This window comes from Arthrobacter sp. NPDC080031 (genome assembly GCF_040702485.1).
Taxonomy (GTDB): Bacteria; Actinomycetota; Actinomycetes; order Actinomycetales; family Micrococcaceae; genus Arthrobacter.
This window is the reverse complement of record NZ_JBFBLA010000028.1, coordinates 46,918-62,101: the sequence shown is the minus strand read 5'-3', so window position 1 is coordinate 62,101 and position 15,184 is coordinate 46,918. Positions and strand designations below refer to the sequence as shown.

The window sequence follows — 15,184 nt, the reverse complement described above, 5'->3', positions numbered from 1 at the left end:
GCGCGGTCCTACCGTCCGCTGCAGTCCATCAGCCGCGACGCGATGGCCGCCTTCCTTTACCGGATGGCCGGATCCCCGGCCTACACGCCGCCGGCGGTGTCGCCGTTCACGGATGTGTCCACGGGCCAGCAGTTCTATAAGGAGATGGCCTGGATGTCGGAGAAGGGTGTCTCCACGGGTTGGGCGGAGGCCGGCGGGGCGCGGTCCTACCGTCCGCTGCAGTCCATCAGCCGCGACGCGATGGCGGCCTTCCTTTACCGGATGGGTCCCCTCTAGACAACGCACAGGAGAGACTCCGGGGCGACGTCCGGGTTAATCGTAGGTTGGTGCAACGGTCGATCACAGCGCCTATCTAAGTAGGGTCAGCTAACCCGTTCGACTTCATATCGTCTAATCAAATGAGCCAAGTCAGGTCAACAGCCTTGTGGAGAAGCCTTCTGTTGAAGAACCGCCATCAAATTTGGCTGTCATTGGACGCTATGTCCCTCACCCGGCAGTGTTCGATGTCCTCGAGGGGACCGGGCCCGGGCGCGGCGGCGAGATCCAGCTGACCGACGCCCTCCAGACCCTCGCAAAGGGGGAAGGCGAAGGCACGGGCGTTTACGGGGTCATCTTCCGTGGACGCCGCTACGACACCGGGGACAAGCTCAGCTACTTGAAGGCCGTCATCACGCTGGCGTCCGAGCGGGCCGAGTTCGGCGAAGACCTCAAAACCTGGGTGAAGGAATTCCTCGGCTAGGACGGCTGCATGCTTAGCCGCGCGTAGCGGAGAATCCTGAGGATGCCCGTGCCGGCACTTCTCGCCAGAGTTGGGTGTAGTCAGAGCCCGACGGCGGCGCGTGGCAGGAAAAGCAGCTGGCCGAACTCCACCGTACCTGATATGTCCATACCGAGTGCTAGCAGCTGCCACCACCGCTCACCCGGACGAGCTGGCGTTAGAAGCAGATTCTGCTGGAGCAAAGGTAAGTGTGTTGCCCGAGGCCTCGACGAACCCGCCGTTTCAAGGGGTGGGGGTTGGCGTCGCGGCTTTCGGTTCTCTGGACCCGACGAAAATTAGGCGTGCGAAGATTACAGCATCTCGAAATCTGCCCAATCGCGCCAAGTCTGGCTGGTGCTCCTCCATGTATTCCATGGTCTCCCAGCATGCCCGGGAGCAGAATTCAGCCATGAATGTTCGCCTTCGCCGGAGTGATAATCGGCAAAATCGGCACTTCGGGGCGACATGCATCAGATTGATCATGGTCTGAGGTTAGGGACTCGGACGGCTCGGCGCCCGAGTGGTAACTACCTGTCTTTACTACCCGGATTCCCAGCGCTACCGGCCCGGGCGCGGCTGCGAGATCCAGCCGAGCGACTCCAGCCAGACGCTCGCTGAGGGCGAAAGCGAAGGGCCGGTGTTCACCGGGTCGTGTTTCGCGGACGTCGGGGAATTCCTCGGTTGGCAACGCGCTGAGTTGGAGACGAGCTAGGACTCCTGCATGGATAGCCGCGCGTAGCGGAGAATCCTGAGGATGGCCGGAGCCAGTTCGTCTTCCATCCGCAGGTACGCCTCGGCGCCCTGCTTGTAGGGGTCGGCGACGTCGTTGTCCGTGGATTTCGTCGCGAGGACGAGGTGACGCACTGAGGATGCCCGTGCGGGCAGTTCTCGCCATAGTTGGCTGTAGTCAGACCCCGACGGCGGTGCGTCGCCTCGTTCCTCAAGGGCCATCACCATCCGTGCGAACTCACGGATGGTGAACGTCCGCTTGAGCAGGGAGGCGTCCAGCTGCAGAACTTCCCCGCGATGGTGGGACGCCATGGTGAGTACCAGGTCCGCTTCCCTGAGGATTTTCTGGGTGAGCTGGCGGGCAGCAAACTCTTCGGGCGTGCCACCGTATGTGCGGATGATGTCGGCTGACAGCGGTTGAATGGGGCTGCCCACCATGGCACGGGTGCCGGCACTGCGGACTTCGAAGCCGCCGGGGAGAACCTGGTCCAGGCCTGCCTGGAGCAAACGTTCGGCTACGGGGGAGCGGCAGATGTTGCCGGTGCAAACGGTCAGTATCCGAACGGGGTGGGGCGATTCCAAAGGTATAGCTCTTTCACTAGCTGGCGGGTGCGCGTGACACCTGGTTTTACAAATTAATTAACACGAGAGTCATAATCACGTGTGCCGCAGGAGGGCGAAGGCAGCCACGCCGAAGGAAACCAAGGCCAGCAGGATCACGAAAATGACGGGCCACGCCTGACTCGGAATGGCTGGAACTCGTGGAATCGCGGGCAACCCCACCCTGAAGCTCAGCCGCTTGCGGCGTCGCCAATGTCTCCCCATGTTCATAAGTTATCGTAGGCGCAAACAAGGAGGGGTTGTTTCCGGATCACCGGAAACAACCCCTCCTTTATTTTGTGTTTAGGCTGCGGCTACGGGTTCGTTCTTTGCGCGGCGGCGAACCACCACTACGGAGGCCGTGCCGGCTACGAGTGCGCCAGCGCCAACCAGGCCCCAAAGGATCAGGCTGGAGTCGACGCCGGTGTTGGCCAAGCCAGTACCACCGGTGTTGGCCAGGCCTGCACCGCCAGTGTTTGCAAGCCCCGCGCCGCTGACTCCAGCGGCCACAACAGTTGACGTGACGGTGTGGTGGGACGTTGCGCCCTCTGCGGTCAGCTGGTACGTACCTGCCGCGGTCAGCGCGACGTCGGTGGAGAAAGCGCCGGACGCGTTGGCAGTAGCGGTCACCGTGGTGGGTGCCAGGTGAAGGCCTCCCGGGACGGCCATGGCGATGCCATTGCTGGTGCCGGGTGCTGCTGCGCCCTGGGGTGCAGCAGTGAAAGTAATGGTGATGATGATGGTTTCGCCGGGCTTAAAGCCTCCGCCGGAGAATACGACGGTTCCGCCCACGGTTACGGTTGCGCTGGAAACGGTACCCGGTACCGGAGCCGGGTAATCAACCGCCATTGCCGGAGCCGAAGCGGCGAGAGCGATGGTGCCCGCGAGCGCGAGCGCTGCAAGTGACTTCTTCAATTTTTGTCCCCCTGAGACCTTGGTACGTGCTTGAGACTGATGCGTAATTCATTGTGGGGATGTGATTTCATCCACCACGAACACGTGAACTGAAATCTGAGACCTACCCAAGAGAGAAGCTACCATCCTAAGGGTACTTACCGCAAAGTAAATCCAAACTCGTTACAAAGGGTTAACGCCCTGTCTATCCCGTGGCTCCACAGTTTGCCGATTGAGTCGGGAGTATTACCTTGTCCACCGGCTGGATAGTCGGCGTCACCACCACTTCGGGCAGGCTATGCTGAACGATTTTTCCGAACGTGAATTCCACAGTGCTGCTCTGCCCGGGAGCCAGCCGGACAGAGAGAGTGCCCACGGGCCGGTCGTCGTGGAGTTGCGCACCGAACGGGACTTGATTCCCATCTTGCGTCGCGGTTTCAACGTGGGCTTGGGCGGGGCCGTAGGCAATCACATTGCTTTGCGCGGTTCCAGGTGGCACACCGAAGGCTCCGGCCCCCGTAACGTAGGCCGGCAAGGACGTCGCCGCGTCAGCCGGCGCAGTATTGGTGCTGGTGATGCGCACCTTAATGGTCCCGTAACCATCAGTACCCGTGCACTGTTGGATGAGCTGGACGGTGCGTTTCACGTAGTAATCCATTTTCGCGCCGGTTCCATCGTTGAAATACGCTCCGAATTGGGCAGCCGGCACGCTGGGTCCGGAAATGGAACCGCTGAGCGGGTACTTGCCGAGGACGGACTGTTCGTTGGGGTCTGCAGACCAGATCAAAATCCTGTGCTCGTCAACCCCCTTCCCAACGCCGGTCAGGAGCGTTTTCGCCTCGCCTTTGCCGGAAGAAAGAGCACCGAAGATTTCCTTGGCCACAGCAGCGAAGTAAACGTCCTGCGCCTTTGGATCCTTGATTTGGGCATAGACATCCGAAAGCAAGGTTTTCACTACGTTCTTGCCGGAGAGCTGGACCGGCAGTTTCCCTTGAGTCAGTGCAAGCATCTGCGGGTCCTGGAGATCGACCGGTCCCGTCGTCTCCAGGATGTAGCCCAGAGCAACAGGATCGATTGAAATCGCTCCGTCTAGGTGCTCACCCTTCTTTTGCTCCCACATTTTTAGCGCTGTCGCGGCAGAAGTGGGGAAGTCTGGCGTGAAATTGACATCCTGCATGAAAGTTCCCATGCGGGCGGTATAGATGCGCTCTTGTTCGGCATCGACGGGTATTGGAGGATTGAACACACCAAGCTCATTGGCGCTGCTCTCGGCCGAAAGGCTAACTTTTCCTTTGTCAGCCGTGAGAACCGCCAAGGCGCCGGGGATGCCGCCGGTCGCTCGAGCCTCGGCATTGTTTTGGACAAGTAGCAAGTAATGCCTGGGCTTATCGGAGCCCAACATGTTCGGGGCCAAGCTGGCTGCGTCGGACGCGGTGTTCAGCTCATCCACCACGGAGCTAAGTTGTTGCCGAGCCTGTGTCAGTGGTCCGGAAATTTGCGGGAGCAAGTTATTGGGGTCAATCCCATTCAATCGCTCGGCTGACGCACGGACGGCGTGGGCAGCGGTCGCTACGGTCGGTGCTGCATTGCGGATCGGTTCGAGGTCTGCACCGCTGCCGCTGGGCATCAGTTTGTTCCAATTCACGGAGTCGTAGACACCCACCAAGGGAGCGATTCCTAGGGCAGCTACGTCATCGGCTGAGCGGGCAATTTCCGCCGTCGCGGAAAAGTTCGCACCAAGCCATGGGGTTGCTGAAGCCAAGTTCCAGAGCGGATCTGATGCCGCATCGCGGGCGGCCGCGGTGTGGCGCCGAAGCTCGTCGACAAGCGACATGGCGTCTGCCGAGCGGTTCGCGAGGAGGTTCTCCTTGAGCTTTGGCACCAGCTGGGTGGAGGCCTCAAGCTCTGTCTTGATGGTGGAAGCCTTGGCGCCGAGCCACACTACTGCGGCCCCTAAGATCACTAGGATGGCTCCGAGGCACATTCCGGCGATGAGCAGACGACGCCGTTTGCCCAGGCCACCTTTGCCGTTGATCCGCATAGTCCCGGGTTCCTCTGGGATGCGTCTGGATTGTTCAGTGTCGGTCACGCTTAGGGCCTTCCCAGTCCACGGTAATTCCAACCAGCGGCACGCCATTTGGCAGCGTCAAGGACATTTCGCCCGTCCAAGATGCGGAGCCCCGAGACTCCTTTGCTCACGTCAAACGGATCAAGCTCTTTGTATTGCTGCCACTCGGTCAGTAAGAGCAGTGTGTCAGCTCCGGCCATCGCCGTTTCCAGATCCGGCTCGTACTGGAGTTCAGGGAAGCGCTTGGCGGCGTTCCTCAGTGCCTTCGGGTCTGTAACTGTCACGACTGCGCCTTGGAGTTGAAGCTGGGCTGCGATGCTGAGAGCCGGAGAGTCCCGGACATCGTCGCTTTCGGGTTTGAAGGCCGCACCGAGCACAGTGACGCGATGTCCAAGTAGGCTTCCGCCGCAAAGTTCGCGCGTCAGCTCTACAACTCTTGTCCGTCGGCGCATGTTGATGGAATCCACTTCCCGCAGGAAGGTCAACGCTTGGTCCGCCCCGAGTTCGCCTGCCCTGGCCATGAACGCCCTGATGTCCTTGGGGAGGCATCCACCTCCAAAACCAATGCCGGCATTGAGGAATTTGCGGCCGATCCTGTCATCCATTCCGATGGCGTCGGCCAGCCGTGTGACGTCTGCCCCTGCTGCTTCGCAGACCTCGGCCATGGCATTGATGAAGGAGATCTTGGTGGCCAAGAAAGAGTTGGCGGCGGCTTTGACGAGTTCGGCCGTAGGATGGTCCATGACCAAACGAGGAGTACCTTCAGAGATTGGTACGGCGTAGACCTCGTCCAAAAGGGTAACGGCGGAGTGGTCTTCGGAGCCATTCGCAACACCGTAAACTAGCCGATCTGGGGAAAGCGTATCGTTGACGGCGTGTCCTTCGCGGAGGAACTCGGGGTTCCACACGAGGTGGGCGCTGGGTTCACTTTCGGCCAAGATATCAGCCAGGCGGGAGGCGGTCCCCACGGGGACCGTGGACTTGCCCACCACGAGGTCCCTTGGCCCGATGTGAGGAACGAGCGCTTCCATAGCCGCATCCACATGGCGGAGGTCGGCCGCGTTTTCGCCCTTCTTCTGGGGTGTTCCAACGCAGATGAAATGTACGCTGCTCCCTTGAGTCTTAGACATATCCGTGGTGAATGACAGTCGTCCAGTTTCCTGCACGTCCCTAAGGAGCTCATCCAGACCTGGTTCGAAGAAGGGGGCTCGGGCAGCGGAGAGAGCGCTGATTTTCCGCTCGTCCACGTCGATGCCAACCACCTCGTGTCCAAGTTTGGCCATGCAAGCGGCATGTACGGCACCGAGGTAGCCGCAGCCGATGACTGAAATGCGCATTATGTTGCCTTCCCCCAGAGGGTCGTTTCTGCGTCAGAGGTGGTTAGTAGGCGCCATGGCCGCCGACGACGGCCCGGGCGGTGCGTAGCAAGATGATGAGGTCCCCGGCCAGTGACCAGTTTTCCACGTAGTAGAGATCCAAACGGACCGAGTCCTGCCAAGACAGACTGGATCGTCCGCTGACTTGCCAGAGTCCTGTCACCCCGGGCTTGACCAAAAGCCGCCGACGCACGTCCTGTTCGTAGTCTTCCACCTCGCTCGGCAGAGGAGGCCGAGGGCCTACAAGGCTCATGGAACCGGACAGAACATTGAAAAGCTGCGGAAGCTCATCCAGGCTATATCTGCGAAGAAAACCTCCAATGCGTGTGATGCGTGGATCATTCTTGACTTTGAACAAGAGCCCGCTGCCTTCATTCCGGTCAACGAGCTCAGCGAGTTGCGACTCGGCATCCGCCACCATAGAGCGAAATTTGAACATTCTGAAATGAGTGCCCTCTACCCCAACCCGTTCTTGCTGGAACAGCACAGGCCCTGGGCTATCGAGCTTCACAAGTACCGCAAGCACAGCAAAAAGGGGCGACAAAAGCACTATCAGCCCGGCTGAGACGACGATGTCGAACAGTCGCTTTGCAACGCGTTGCCCAGCCTCAAGTGTGGGTGTAGTTACATGGATAAGGGGTAGCCCGGCAACCTGTTGGGTATGGATCCGGGGTCCAGCGATGTCGGTGAGCGCGGGAGCCATGATGAGCCCGACGTTCCGGTTGGCTAACTCCCATCCGAGCTGGCGGAGGGCCCTCGGATGCAGCTGCACTCCTGCGGTGACCGCCACCGCGTCAGCCTTGCAGTGGTCTATGGCATCAAGAATTACTCGCGTATCCGGCTCATGCCCGAGTATTGGCAGCCCAATACCGCTCAATTCTTTCGAGGGGGACGAATCGCCGGGCGTATATGCGGCGATGGGGATGTATCCGGCGTGCTTTTCTCGTACTAGGGTCTCGGCGAGGTGGACAATTGCGCTGGGACCGCCAAGTAGAAGCAGCCGCGACATACGTCGACCGTTTTGCCGGTGAACGCTCAAATGCTGGCGAAGGAGCCAACGCGCCAGTAGCAATCCGCTAAGGCCCGCAGGCAAGGCAATCCCAACATAGCCGCGGGCTGTTTCAACGCGGAACACATAGGAGAAAATGGCAACAAGACCGAACAACCATAGAGACGCTGCGGCGACACGCTTGTACTCATCCGGTCCGGAGCCGAGAATACGACTTTGTCTTGTGCTCCAAGCTCCAAGCATGAGCCACCAGGCGAGAGCCAAGAAGATTGATAGCCAGACATAGGTGGAGTCCTGTCCGGAAATAGTAAAACCAGAATCGAGGCCGAAACGGATGCTGTAGGCACCAGCCACCGCCCAGACAATTACAAACGCGTCAACTATTCGGAGGGTACGCGACGTGCGTGCCCTCCAATTTGCCTCCTGACTCAAAGAGCCCCCCATTCCAGCTTGAGTACCGTTCTGACCTCTTAGTTGCGAATTGCAGCCAAATTTGATCTGTACCAGTCCACGGTGGCCTTGATTCCTTCTTCCAGACCAATGGAAGCAGACCAACCAGCGTTGGAGAGCTTAGAAACGTCCAGCAGCTTTCGTGGCGTGCCGTCGGGCTTGGAAGTGTCCCATTCGATGGCACCGGAGAAGCCGACTGATTTTGCCACGATGTCGGCCAGTTCCTTGATTGTCACATCCGTCCCGGTTCCAACATTCACCTGTTCCGGGTCGTCGTAGTTCTCCAGCAAATGAAGACAGGCGGCGGCCATGTCGTCCACGTGGAGGAATTCACGCCGCGGTGATCCTGTGCCCCAGTTGGTGACCACTGGGGTACTTGATCTGGCCGCTTCGTCGTAACGACGAATCAGGGCAGGCAGAACGTGTGAACCTTCCGGCGAGAAATTGTCGCCAGGCCCATAGAGGTTGGTGGGCATGGCTGATATCCATGGGAGTCCATACTGCCTGCGAACTGCCTGCACCTGCATGATGCCCGCGATCTTCGCGATCGCATAGGCGTCATTGGTCGGTTCAAGGTGACCCGTGAGTAGCGAGTTTTCGCGGATTGGTTGCTCTGCGAACTTCGGATAGATGCAGGATGACCCAAGGAAGAGGAGCCTTTCGACACCTTGCTCGCGGGCCGCATCCAGTACATTCACCTGGATACGCAAATTGTCGCTGAGGAAGTCCACAGGGTGGGTGTTGTTGGCAAGAATACCGCCCACTTTCGCGGCGGCTAGCACTACGTAGCGGGGTTCGTTCCGCGCAAAGAACTCGAAGACGGCGTCCCGGTCCTTGAGGTCCAGTTCGGCCGACGACCTGCCCACAAGCTGAGTGAAACCCTCGGTTTCCAGCTTGCGCCAAATAGCAGACCCGACCAGGCCGCGGTGCCCGGCTACGTAGAAGGTCGAGTCACGGTCAAGATTGCCAGGCGTGAATGAGATGGGCTCTGACATCAGTTCTTCCAACTGTCGAGATCGACTCCATCGATCCAGTGGTTGCCCGCGTGCTTCAAGGCCTCGATGTCAGCATCCACCATGATTCGAGCGAGCTCAGGGGTATGGACGGTCGCTTTCCAGCCAAGTTTCTCCTGGGCCTTCGAAGCATCACCTACCAGAGCGTCAACCTCGGTTGGACGGAGGTAACGCTCGTCAAAGCGAACATGGTTTTCCCAGTTCAGGCCAGCGTGCTCAAAAGAGATTTGAAGGAAGTCGCGGACGGTGTAGTTACCGCCTGTAGCTAAAACAAAGTCGTCTGGCTCGTCAACTTGGAGCATGCGCCACATGCCTTCTACGTACTCGGCTGCATAACCCCAGTCGCGGACGGCGTCAAGGTTGCCCATGTACAGGGCATCTTGTTTGCCCGCCTTGATGGCGGCTACAGCCCTGGTGATCTTTCGGGTTACAAATGTTTCCCCACGGCGGGGCGATTCGTGGTTGAAAAGAATGCCGTTTACGGCAAACATTCCATAAGCCTCGCGGTAGTTCTTTGTCACCCAGTAGCTGTACACCTTAGCCGCGCCGTAGGGGGAGCGAGGATAGAACGGCGTCTCTTCGTTCTGTGGAGGCGGCGTGGCACCGAACATTTCCGAGGAGGACGCCTGGTAGAACTTGGTTTCGATGCCGGACATACGGACGGCCTCAAGCAGACGAATGGAGCCGATGCCGGTCGTGTCGCCAGTGTGTTCGGGCTCGTCAAAGGACACCCGAACATGCGACTGCGCCGCGAGGTTGTAAACCTCATCCGGTCGGATCTGCGCGAGAAGGGTCACAAGGCGTGCCCCGTCGCTGAGGTCGCCGTAGTGGAGGAAGAGCTTTGCTTTGGCATCATGCGGGTCCACATACAAGTGGTCGATCCTCGCAGTATTGAAGGTGGATGCCCTGCGAATCAGTCCGTGAACTTCATAACCCTTGCCGAGAAGCAGTTCAGCGAGGTAGGACCCATCTTGGCCTGTGATGCCAGTTATGAATGCTTTTTTGGCCATGATTCCCCCGAGATACGAATAGTTAGATGACCCGCAACCTACCGACATCGCTGATCGAAGGGCGCCATCGTGATGATAATAGCCTCAAGAGGCAACGAAGAAGGAATCGGTGCGTACATATTTTGATGCGACAGAACGCTGTAGAGCGGGCGATGTGGGCGCCGCTGCGAACATCAGACTCAGTTCTTCAAGAACTTGGAACGGCGCCCGGACCTGCATAGCCGCTCATACCCGGGGTCTGCCGCGAAGCCAGGCAAGGAGCAGAGTGGCGATCCTCAGGCAGATGCACACAGCGAAGTCAATTGCTCAGGTGCTCACTCGGTGATAATCTGCAATCCGGGAATATTGAGGTTTCTGTCGTGGCAAAATTTGGGGGTTTTTTTGGGGTTTTCAACAACCAAAGTAGGGTCAGTTTCATTCTCGGTGGCAAGGATTGACGAAGTTGTTGAGCGTGCAATCAAGAATGCAATTTCCCGCCAGGGCCAAAATCTTCGCTTTTCAAATGCTTACTGTGTCGGCTTAGCTGACAGAGATGATCTCTATCGTCGCGCTTTGGAAGCCCCCGGGGAAAACTTTGCGGATGGGCTTCCGGTAGCGTGGCTCATTCGAATGGCGAGTGGACGATCTGGTCCGCTATCTGCATTTAGAGTACGGGGGCCGACCTTCTTTGAGAAGGTGCTTGCTAGTGGATGCTCGGATGGATTACGCCACACGTTCGTTGGGACAACATCGTCAACCTTAGAACTCCTCGAAGAGTGGGTACGAAAGAACTATCCCACGTCCGCTATCGCTGGGGTTTATGCTCCGCCGTTTGCTCCGTTAGACGATGAGTTCATCGAGGGAATTTGCCGAGAAATAGAGGAGCAAAATCCTCACATAGTCTGGCTAGGTCTGGGGACACCTAAGCAGGACCTGGCAGCTGAAAAACTTGCCTTAAGGTTTCCAAATCTGACTTTTGCAAGTGTAGGGGCAGCCTTCGATTTCAAGGCGGGAACTGCCTCGGAAGCTCCTCTCTGGATACAGAAATCCGGATTCGAGTGGTTCTATCGCTTCATCAAGGAGCCTCGCCGGCTCTGGCGGCGATACACGGTGGGCAGTTTCTATTTTTTCCGTTCCGTTCTTACGTCCAGGTCCTAGACCCTGGATCGAGGAAAATGTCTGCGAACCGCCATGAACGCTTGCTCGCGAAAATTCATAGAGGAATCGAAAAGCTAGTAAGTTCACTTGAGGGTGGATGGGATCCGCCGGGAAATCCGTGTTCTTTCTTGCTAACCGACCTATCTCTCAGCTAGCTTGCGCCCCGAAAAAAGGGCTTCATAGGCATAGCCAAGATTTCTCGCACCGTTGTCTAGAAAATAGCGGAAGGCTTTCGGCGAAGAAGGCATGATGAGTAATCGGAATGAGCTGTATGCTAGCGCGAGGGCGCGGGCTGGCAACCGGGCCGGAACGGACTCAAGTGAGCGCTGCGCCCGACGGAGAATCCGCCCGTTTGAAAAGTACCGTTTGATCAACCATCTGCGAGTGAGCCGGTTGGCAGCGACCGGCTCATAGGCTTCTCCTTCATCACACCAAACTATGGGCCCTTCATTCGCGCTGAGTCTGAGCGTAAAATCTGTATCCTCGCCGCCAGCCAGGCCCCAATCAAGGTCAAAGTCTGTGGCCTTCGCACGGTTTAGATCGAGCAACAGGTTCCCGGCGCCGGCGGACGGGACGATGGTTCCCGTTGCGTGGCGTTTCCTGATGTGAAGCGGGATATCAGCGGCTCTTAATCCCAATGGGGAGACGGGCCCTGCAACCGCAGCGCATGGGTGTGCTTCTGCAGTCTGGAGCATTCGCGCTAGCCAGCTGGGAGATACGATCTCGTCGTCGTCAATAAAAGCGAGATAATCATAACCGTCAACACGGGCTTTTGTAAGCAAAAACTGCCGCCCGGCCGCAATAGATCCGAGTCCCATCTGAACCCTTTTTGCGGTCGGTATGTAGGTCGCTACGCAATTTGAGTCGAGCTTATTATCACCGATTAACACGTCGACAGGTACAGCGACATTCTTGATCGCGTCGCTGATGGATTGAAGGCAAAGCTCAAGTTCGATCTCACGGTTGTATGTTAGAACGGCAATGAGAACCTTCACAGCATTTTCCTTCTAGGAGAGGGGAGCAACTGACATTACGAGACGGTGTTGGGTTGATCCTAAGCTTAGGATGATACCTTCTAGTTCGTCTCGGTACATTTCTCGAGAGAATTATGATAGACATCAACGCCGTCGCTGCGGATGATACCGCCAAACCTGTGGCGGCCAGGAGTCCACCTCCAGCCAAGGCTCCAGCAGCAACAATGGCAATTTGGGGAAGGATCAAGAGTAATCTCCACCGATTCAGACTTTGGGTTGCTCCCACTACGCGCGCGGCTGTGCCGACTCCGAGTACGACACCGCCGGAAGCCAAGGCAGCTCCACAAACAGCAACGATTGGAGGAAGGCTAAGATCTCTGTGCCCCGTGAGCAGCCCCAGAAGACTGAATCCAGAAATTTCGACGCTTAGGCCAAGGCTGAGAATCATTGCCCCGGCAAAGGAGCAAGCGGCAAGCAATAGTCCAAAATTCTGACCCGCTCTCGTTACTGCTCGTTTGTTGTTCTCACCCAACCGGCCCAGTTGCCTCAACAGTTGTGGGGATAGCCCGGAGTATACGACGGACATTGGCCCAAGAAGCGTTTGGGCGATTCTAATACGACCGGCGGTTTCGACGTTTGAAAGAACCGTAACAAGTAGAAACAGGAGCTGCTGGGTGATCGATCCGAGTGAAATCTCGAGGAGAAAGGGGCCAGATCTCCTGCGGTTGACAGAGGCATAACGAAACGAAGGTAAGGGAGGCCATAGTCTGAGCGCGAGGAAACCAGAAATTGCGGTCAGAATAACGCCCGCCAGGTAGACGCTTAGTAGCTCGACTGCATTTCCAGCAACAAACACCACATACGCGAGTCCACCAAGAGTCATTGATTGGACGCATACAGACACCCAAGTCTTTCCTGCGTGGAGAAGCAGGATTCTTACAGCATCCAAAAGTACGATGACCGGGGTTGCCGCCCAGTAAAGAATAACCGGGACGCCATGGGCGAACTGGAGGGCCGCTGGGATCGTATTGACAACGAGTACGCCGAGGGCCAGGAGAACGCTGGAAGAGAGGGCAGAGCGCCGATCGGTCGGGTTTGCACCCGACGCAGCCCATACATCCACTCCAGTAGCGCGCGCCGCCGCGAGACCTGTTAATGCGATCGTCTGAAATATGGCAATCGACCCAACCATGGAAGGGCCGCCCGCTCTCGACAGACCTGCAATCAGGACAAAGGTAATTATGCTGCTTACGGCCTGATCAATAACAAAGAACGATGCGAAGATTCTCCTCAATTTTCAACAACAGCCTCGATATGTTGTCGAATATCTTCAGTCGCTGCGATCCGACTGTAGCTAGCGTAATATCTCTCAAATGCCCGTCGTCGAAGCTCGGTGAGTTGCAAGTGGTCTTCAATTACACCAAGTGCCCGCGAGACGCTCGGGCTCGTGAGGTCATTCAGTAGGATGCCGGTGTCGCCGACGATCTCAGTCAGGGCACCTCCATTCGTATGAATTACAGGTGTGCCGACACTCATGGATTCGATCGCAGCTCTCCCGAATGGCTCGGCCCATTGCGAAGGCACGATGCTCAGAGAACTCGCCTTTAGTAGATTCAGGACGGCCGAGGCGGGTTGGATGCCCAACCACCGTATGTTACTTGCCTCATCATTTGACGCGCGCCTCGCTATATCCGCCAGTGGGCCGTCGCCGACAAGAGTCAGCAGTGGTGCATCCTTAATCTCAATCCAAGAGCTAATTATCTCAGCAATTCCTTTCTCCTCGGAAAGGCGGCCGACATAAATTACCCCGGAACCGATGTCAAACGAAGGCTCAACGAAAGAAGCTAGAAAGTTATGTCGAATTCGAATTCTGTCTGAAGAAATCCCATGTCTGACCAGCAAGTCTCTCGTGGTCGCACTTGTCGCCAGATAGGCATGATTCCTCCTTCGTGCGTTCGAAATTCGAACGTTCCACGAAAAAAGGGAGACTAGCGCGGTTTGTATGCGACTGTGGTTGTAGCAGCCGCGTGCTATACATTTGAAGGGAAACGTGAATGCCCCGCAATTTAGGCAATTTCCCTCGTTGGTCAATTTACCTGAAGGGCACACAATCCGATAGTTACGAAGAGCCTGAAGGGTTGGAATATTGCAGATGCGAGCTGCCCAAAGCACTGCAGGGGAAAGAGCAGGCCAAAGATTGTTGACGTAAACAAATTTCGGATTGCTCCGGCGCATCTTGCGCAAAGCCTTTATGAAGACGATTGGATTGAATATTGAGCCGATCGCCGATAAAAAATTCGAACGAAGATCCGTATTGGACAACTCGAATCTTTCCACTCGGAATCCGATAACCTCTAAGAGACTAGCCTCCTCATCAAAGCTGCGCTCCTCGCCTCCGAGCGTTCGATAGCGGGCATGAAACATGAGCACGACCGGCGTAGTTTCATCGAATTGCTTCGTCATACCAATTCCTCAACTCGAGAGTCAGGTTCTCCAAATAGTATGGGGACAGGTCGGCGTCGCTAGGACATGGGGGGCTGCCGGCAATAGCCATCGCTAGTTCGTGAACACCCTCGGAGCTTGGCGGAGTTGTTGTCCCGCAGCCGGTCAGGCTCACGATTTCTGCAGGACCCCCGTGGTTCCACGTATGCACAGGAGTTCCGACGGAGATCGATTCTGCCGCTGACCAGCCTGCTGCATCATGAGTTGAGAGAAGTAGCGAACAACGAACTTCTGCCAAGTGCCTTAGGACTGTATCTCTCGGGAGCTGGCCGTGAAAAAGAACTCGATCGGCGACCCCGAGTGACTTGGCTTGGTTCTGCAGTTTCTCGCGTACTGGACCATCACCAATTACGTGGAGGGTCCATTCTTTGAGTGCGTCCGATGCCATTGCCGAGATCGCGATATGAACCCCCTTCATCTCGATGAGGCGTCCCACTATTGCGATGTTCTTTTCCAGCCGGGGACCGAAATCCGCACTAGTTGGCGGAGTAATAACGTAGTTTGGTCGCACGTACACGCGTCGTACACCGGCATAATTCCTGGCGGTGTCGTGATTTTGAGCGATCAAGATATCAACATTTGTCTTGGCCCACCGGCGCGTGAATAATCGGACGGTGCCAGTCAGGCAGGATCGAATAAGCTCCTTTGCCAGGAGCCTTCGAGAA

14 protein-coding genes and 1 pseudogene are annotated in these 15,184 nt (G+C 57.2%); 4 read left to right on the top strand and 11 right to left on the bottom strand.

What is annotated here, in order from left to right; all coding sequences use genetic code 11:
* The 3 genes and pseudogenes from AB0323_RS19920 to AB0323_RS19910 form a co-directional block, all read left to right on the top strand.
* On the top strand, nucleotides 1–276 hold a 276-nt coding region (locus AB0323_RS19920; RefSeq protein ID WP_366178864.1), incomplete at its 5' end, for an S-layer homology domain-containing protein.
* A gap of 133 nt (nucleotides 277–409) precedes the next feature.
* Nucleotides 410–739: pseudogene (locus AB0323_RS19915) on the top strand (sugar phosphate nucleotidyltransferase); the annotation flags it as partial.
* 538 nt (nucleotides 740–1,277) lie between these two features.
* Nucleotides 1,278–1,469 carry a hypothetical protein gene (locus AB0323_RS19910; RefSeq protein ID WP_366178863.1) on the top strand — a complete coding sequence of 64 codons (192 nt, stop codon included), beginning with the start codon at nucleotides 1,278–1,280 and terminating at the stop codon, nucleotides 1,467–1,469.
* On the opposite strand, the gene AB0323_RS19905 is transcribed toward AB0323_RS19910, so the two are convergent.
* The 8 genes from AB0323_RS19905 to gmd all read right to left on the bottom strand — a co-directional run bounded on the left by AB0323_RS19905 (nucleotide 1,466) and on the right by gmd (nucleotide 9,906).
* Entirely contained in the window at nucleotides 1,466–2,068 is a 603-nt protein-coding gene (locus tag AB0323_RS19905; protein ID WP_366178862.1) for a low molecular weight phosphatase family protein, read from the bottom strand. The two genes, AB0323_RS19910 and AB0323_RS19905, sit on opposite strands and share 4 nt — an antisense overlap.
* Before the next feature lie 75 nt (nucleotides 2,069–2,143).
* The gene (locus AB0323_RS19900; protein WP_366178861.1) at nucleotides 2,144–2,311 is read right to left on the bottom strand and encodes a hypothetical protein; all 168 of its coding nucleotides are present in this window, start codon (nucleotides 2,309–2,311) and stop codon (nucleotides 2,144–2,146) included.
* Nucleotides 2,312–2,389: 78 nt separating this feature from the next.
* Nucleotides 2,390–3,001: an LPXTG cell wall anchor domain-containing protein gene (locus tag AB0323_RS19895; protein ID WP_366178860.1), complete on the bottom strand. Its 612-nt coding sequence runs from the start codon at nucleotides 2,999–3,001 to the stop codon at nucleotides 2,390–2,392.
* A 184-nt stretch (nucleotides 3,002–3,185) separates the two neighbouring features.
* A complete protein-coding gene (locus AB0323_RS19890) occupies nucleotides 3,186–5,069 on the bottom strand; it encodes a DUF4012 domain-containing protein (protein ID WP_366178859.1) in 1,884 nt (627 codons plus the stop codon).
* Nucleotides 5,070–5,071: 2 nt separating this feature from the next.
* Nucleotides 5,072–6,385, bottom strand: a complete 1,314-nt coding sequence (locus AB0323_RS19885) for a UDP-glucose/GDP-mannose dehydrogenase family protein (protein ID WP_366178858.1) — start codon at nucleotides 6,383–6,385, stop codon at nucleotides 5,072–5,074.
* 43 nt (nucleotides 6,386–6,428) lie between these two features.
* The gene (locus AB0323_RS19880; protein WP_366178857.1) at nucleotides 6,429–7,865 is read right to left on the bottom strand and encodes a sugar transferase; all 1,437 of its coding nucleotides are present in this window, start codon (nucleotides 7,863–7,865) and stop codon (nucleotides 6,429–6,431) included.
* 38 nt (nucleotides 7,866–7,903) lie between these two features.
* Complete coding sequence (locus AB0323_RS19875; RefSeq protein WP_366178856.1) at nucleotides 7,904–8,878, bottom strand: GDP-L-fucose synthase; 975 nt, start codon at nucleotides 8,876–8,878, stop codon at nucleotides 7,904–7,906.
* The gene (gene gmd, locus AB0323_RS19870; RefSeq protein WP_366178855.1) at nucleotides 8,878–9,906 is read right to left on the bottom strand and encodes a GDP-mannose 4,6-dehydratase; all 1,029 of its coding nucleotides are present in this window, start codon (nucleotides 9,904–9,906) and stop codon (nucleotides 8,878–8,880) included. Before gmd ends, AB0323_RS19875 begins: the two co-directional genes overlap by 1 nt.
* Before the next feature lie 321 nt (nucleotides 9,907–10,227).
* On the opposite strand from gmd, the gene AB0323_RS19865 reads away from it, so the two are divergent.
* Nucleotides 10,228–11,043: a WecB/TagA/CpsF family glycosyltransferase gene (locus tag AB0323_RS19865; protein ID WP_366178854.1), complete on the top strand. Its 816-nt coding sequence runs from the start codon at nucleotides 10,228–10,230 to the stop codon at nucleotides 11,041–11,043.
* Between the two features lie 140 nt (nucleotides 11,044–11,183).
* Here AB0323_RS19865 and AB0323_RS19860 read toward each other — a convergent pair whose 3' ends face one another.
* The 3 genes from AB0323_RS19860 to AB0323_RS19850 all read right to left on the bottom strand — a co-directional run bounded on the left by AB0323_RS19860 (nucleotide 11,184) and on the right by AB0323_RS19850 (nucleotide 15,030).
* Nucleotides 11,184–12,038 carry a glycosyltransferase gene (locus tag AB0323_RS19860; RefSeq protein ID WP_366178853.1) on the bottom strand — a complete coding sequence of 285 codons (855 nt, stop codon included), beginning with the start codon at nucleotides 12,036–12,038 and terminating at the stop codon, nucleotides 11,184–11,186.
* 1,269 nt (nucleotides 12,039–13,307) lie between these two features.
* Nucleotides 13,308–14,480, bottom strand: coding sequence for a glycosyltransferase family 4 protein (locus AB0323_RS19855; protein ID WP_366178852.1), 1,173 nt, complete (start codon nucleotides 14,478–14,480; stop codon nucleotides 13,308–13,310).
* Complete coding sequence (locus AB0323_RS19850; RefSeq protein WP_366178867.1) at nucleotides 14,461–15,030, bottom strand: glycosyltransferase; 570 nt, start codon at nucleotides 15,028–15,030, stop codon at nucleotides 14,461–14,463. The genes AB0323_RS19855 and AB0323_RS19850 overlap by 20 nt, the downstream gene beginning before the upstream one ends.
* Between the last annotated feature and the right edge of the window lie 154 nt (nucleotides 15,031–15,184).

Coding starts and splice junctions, on each gene's coding strand:
- AB0323_RS19875 (WP_366178856.1), bottom strand. CDS start 8,878: ATGTCAGAGCCCATCTCATTCACGCCTGGCAATCTTGACCGTGACTCG.
- AB0323_RS19855 (WP_366178852.1), bottom strand. CDS start 14,480: ATGACGAAGCAATTCGATGAAACTACGCCGGTCGTGCTCATGTTTCAT.
- AB0323_RS19900 (WP_366178861.1), bottom strand. CDS start 2,311: ATGGGGAGACATTGGCGACGCCGCAAGCGGCTGAGCTTCAGGGTGGGG.
- gmd (WP_366178855.1), bottom strand. CDS start 9,906: ATGGCCAAAAAAGCATTCATAACTGGCATCACAGGCCAAGATGGGTCC.
- AB0323_RS19885 (WP_366178858.1), bottom strand. CDS start 6,385: ATGCGCATTTCAGTCATCGGCTGCGGCTACCTCGGTGCCGTACATGCC.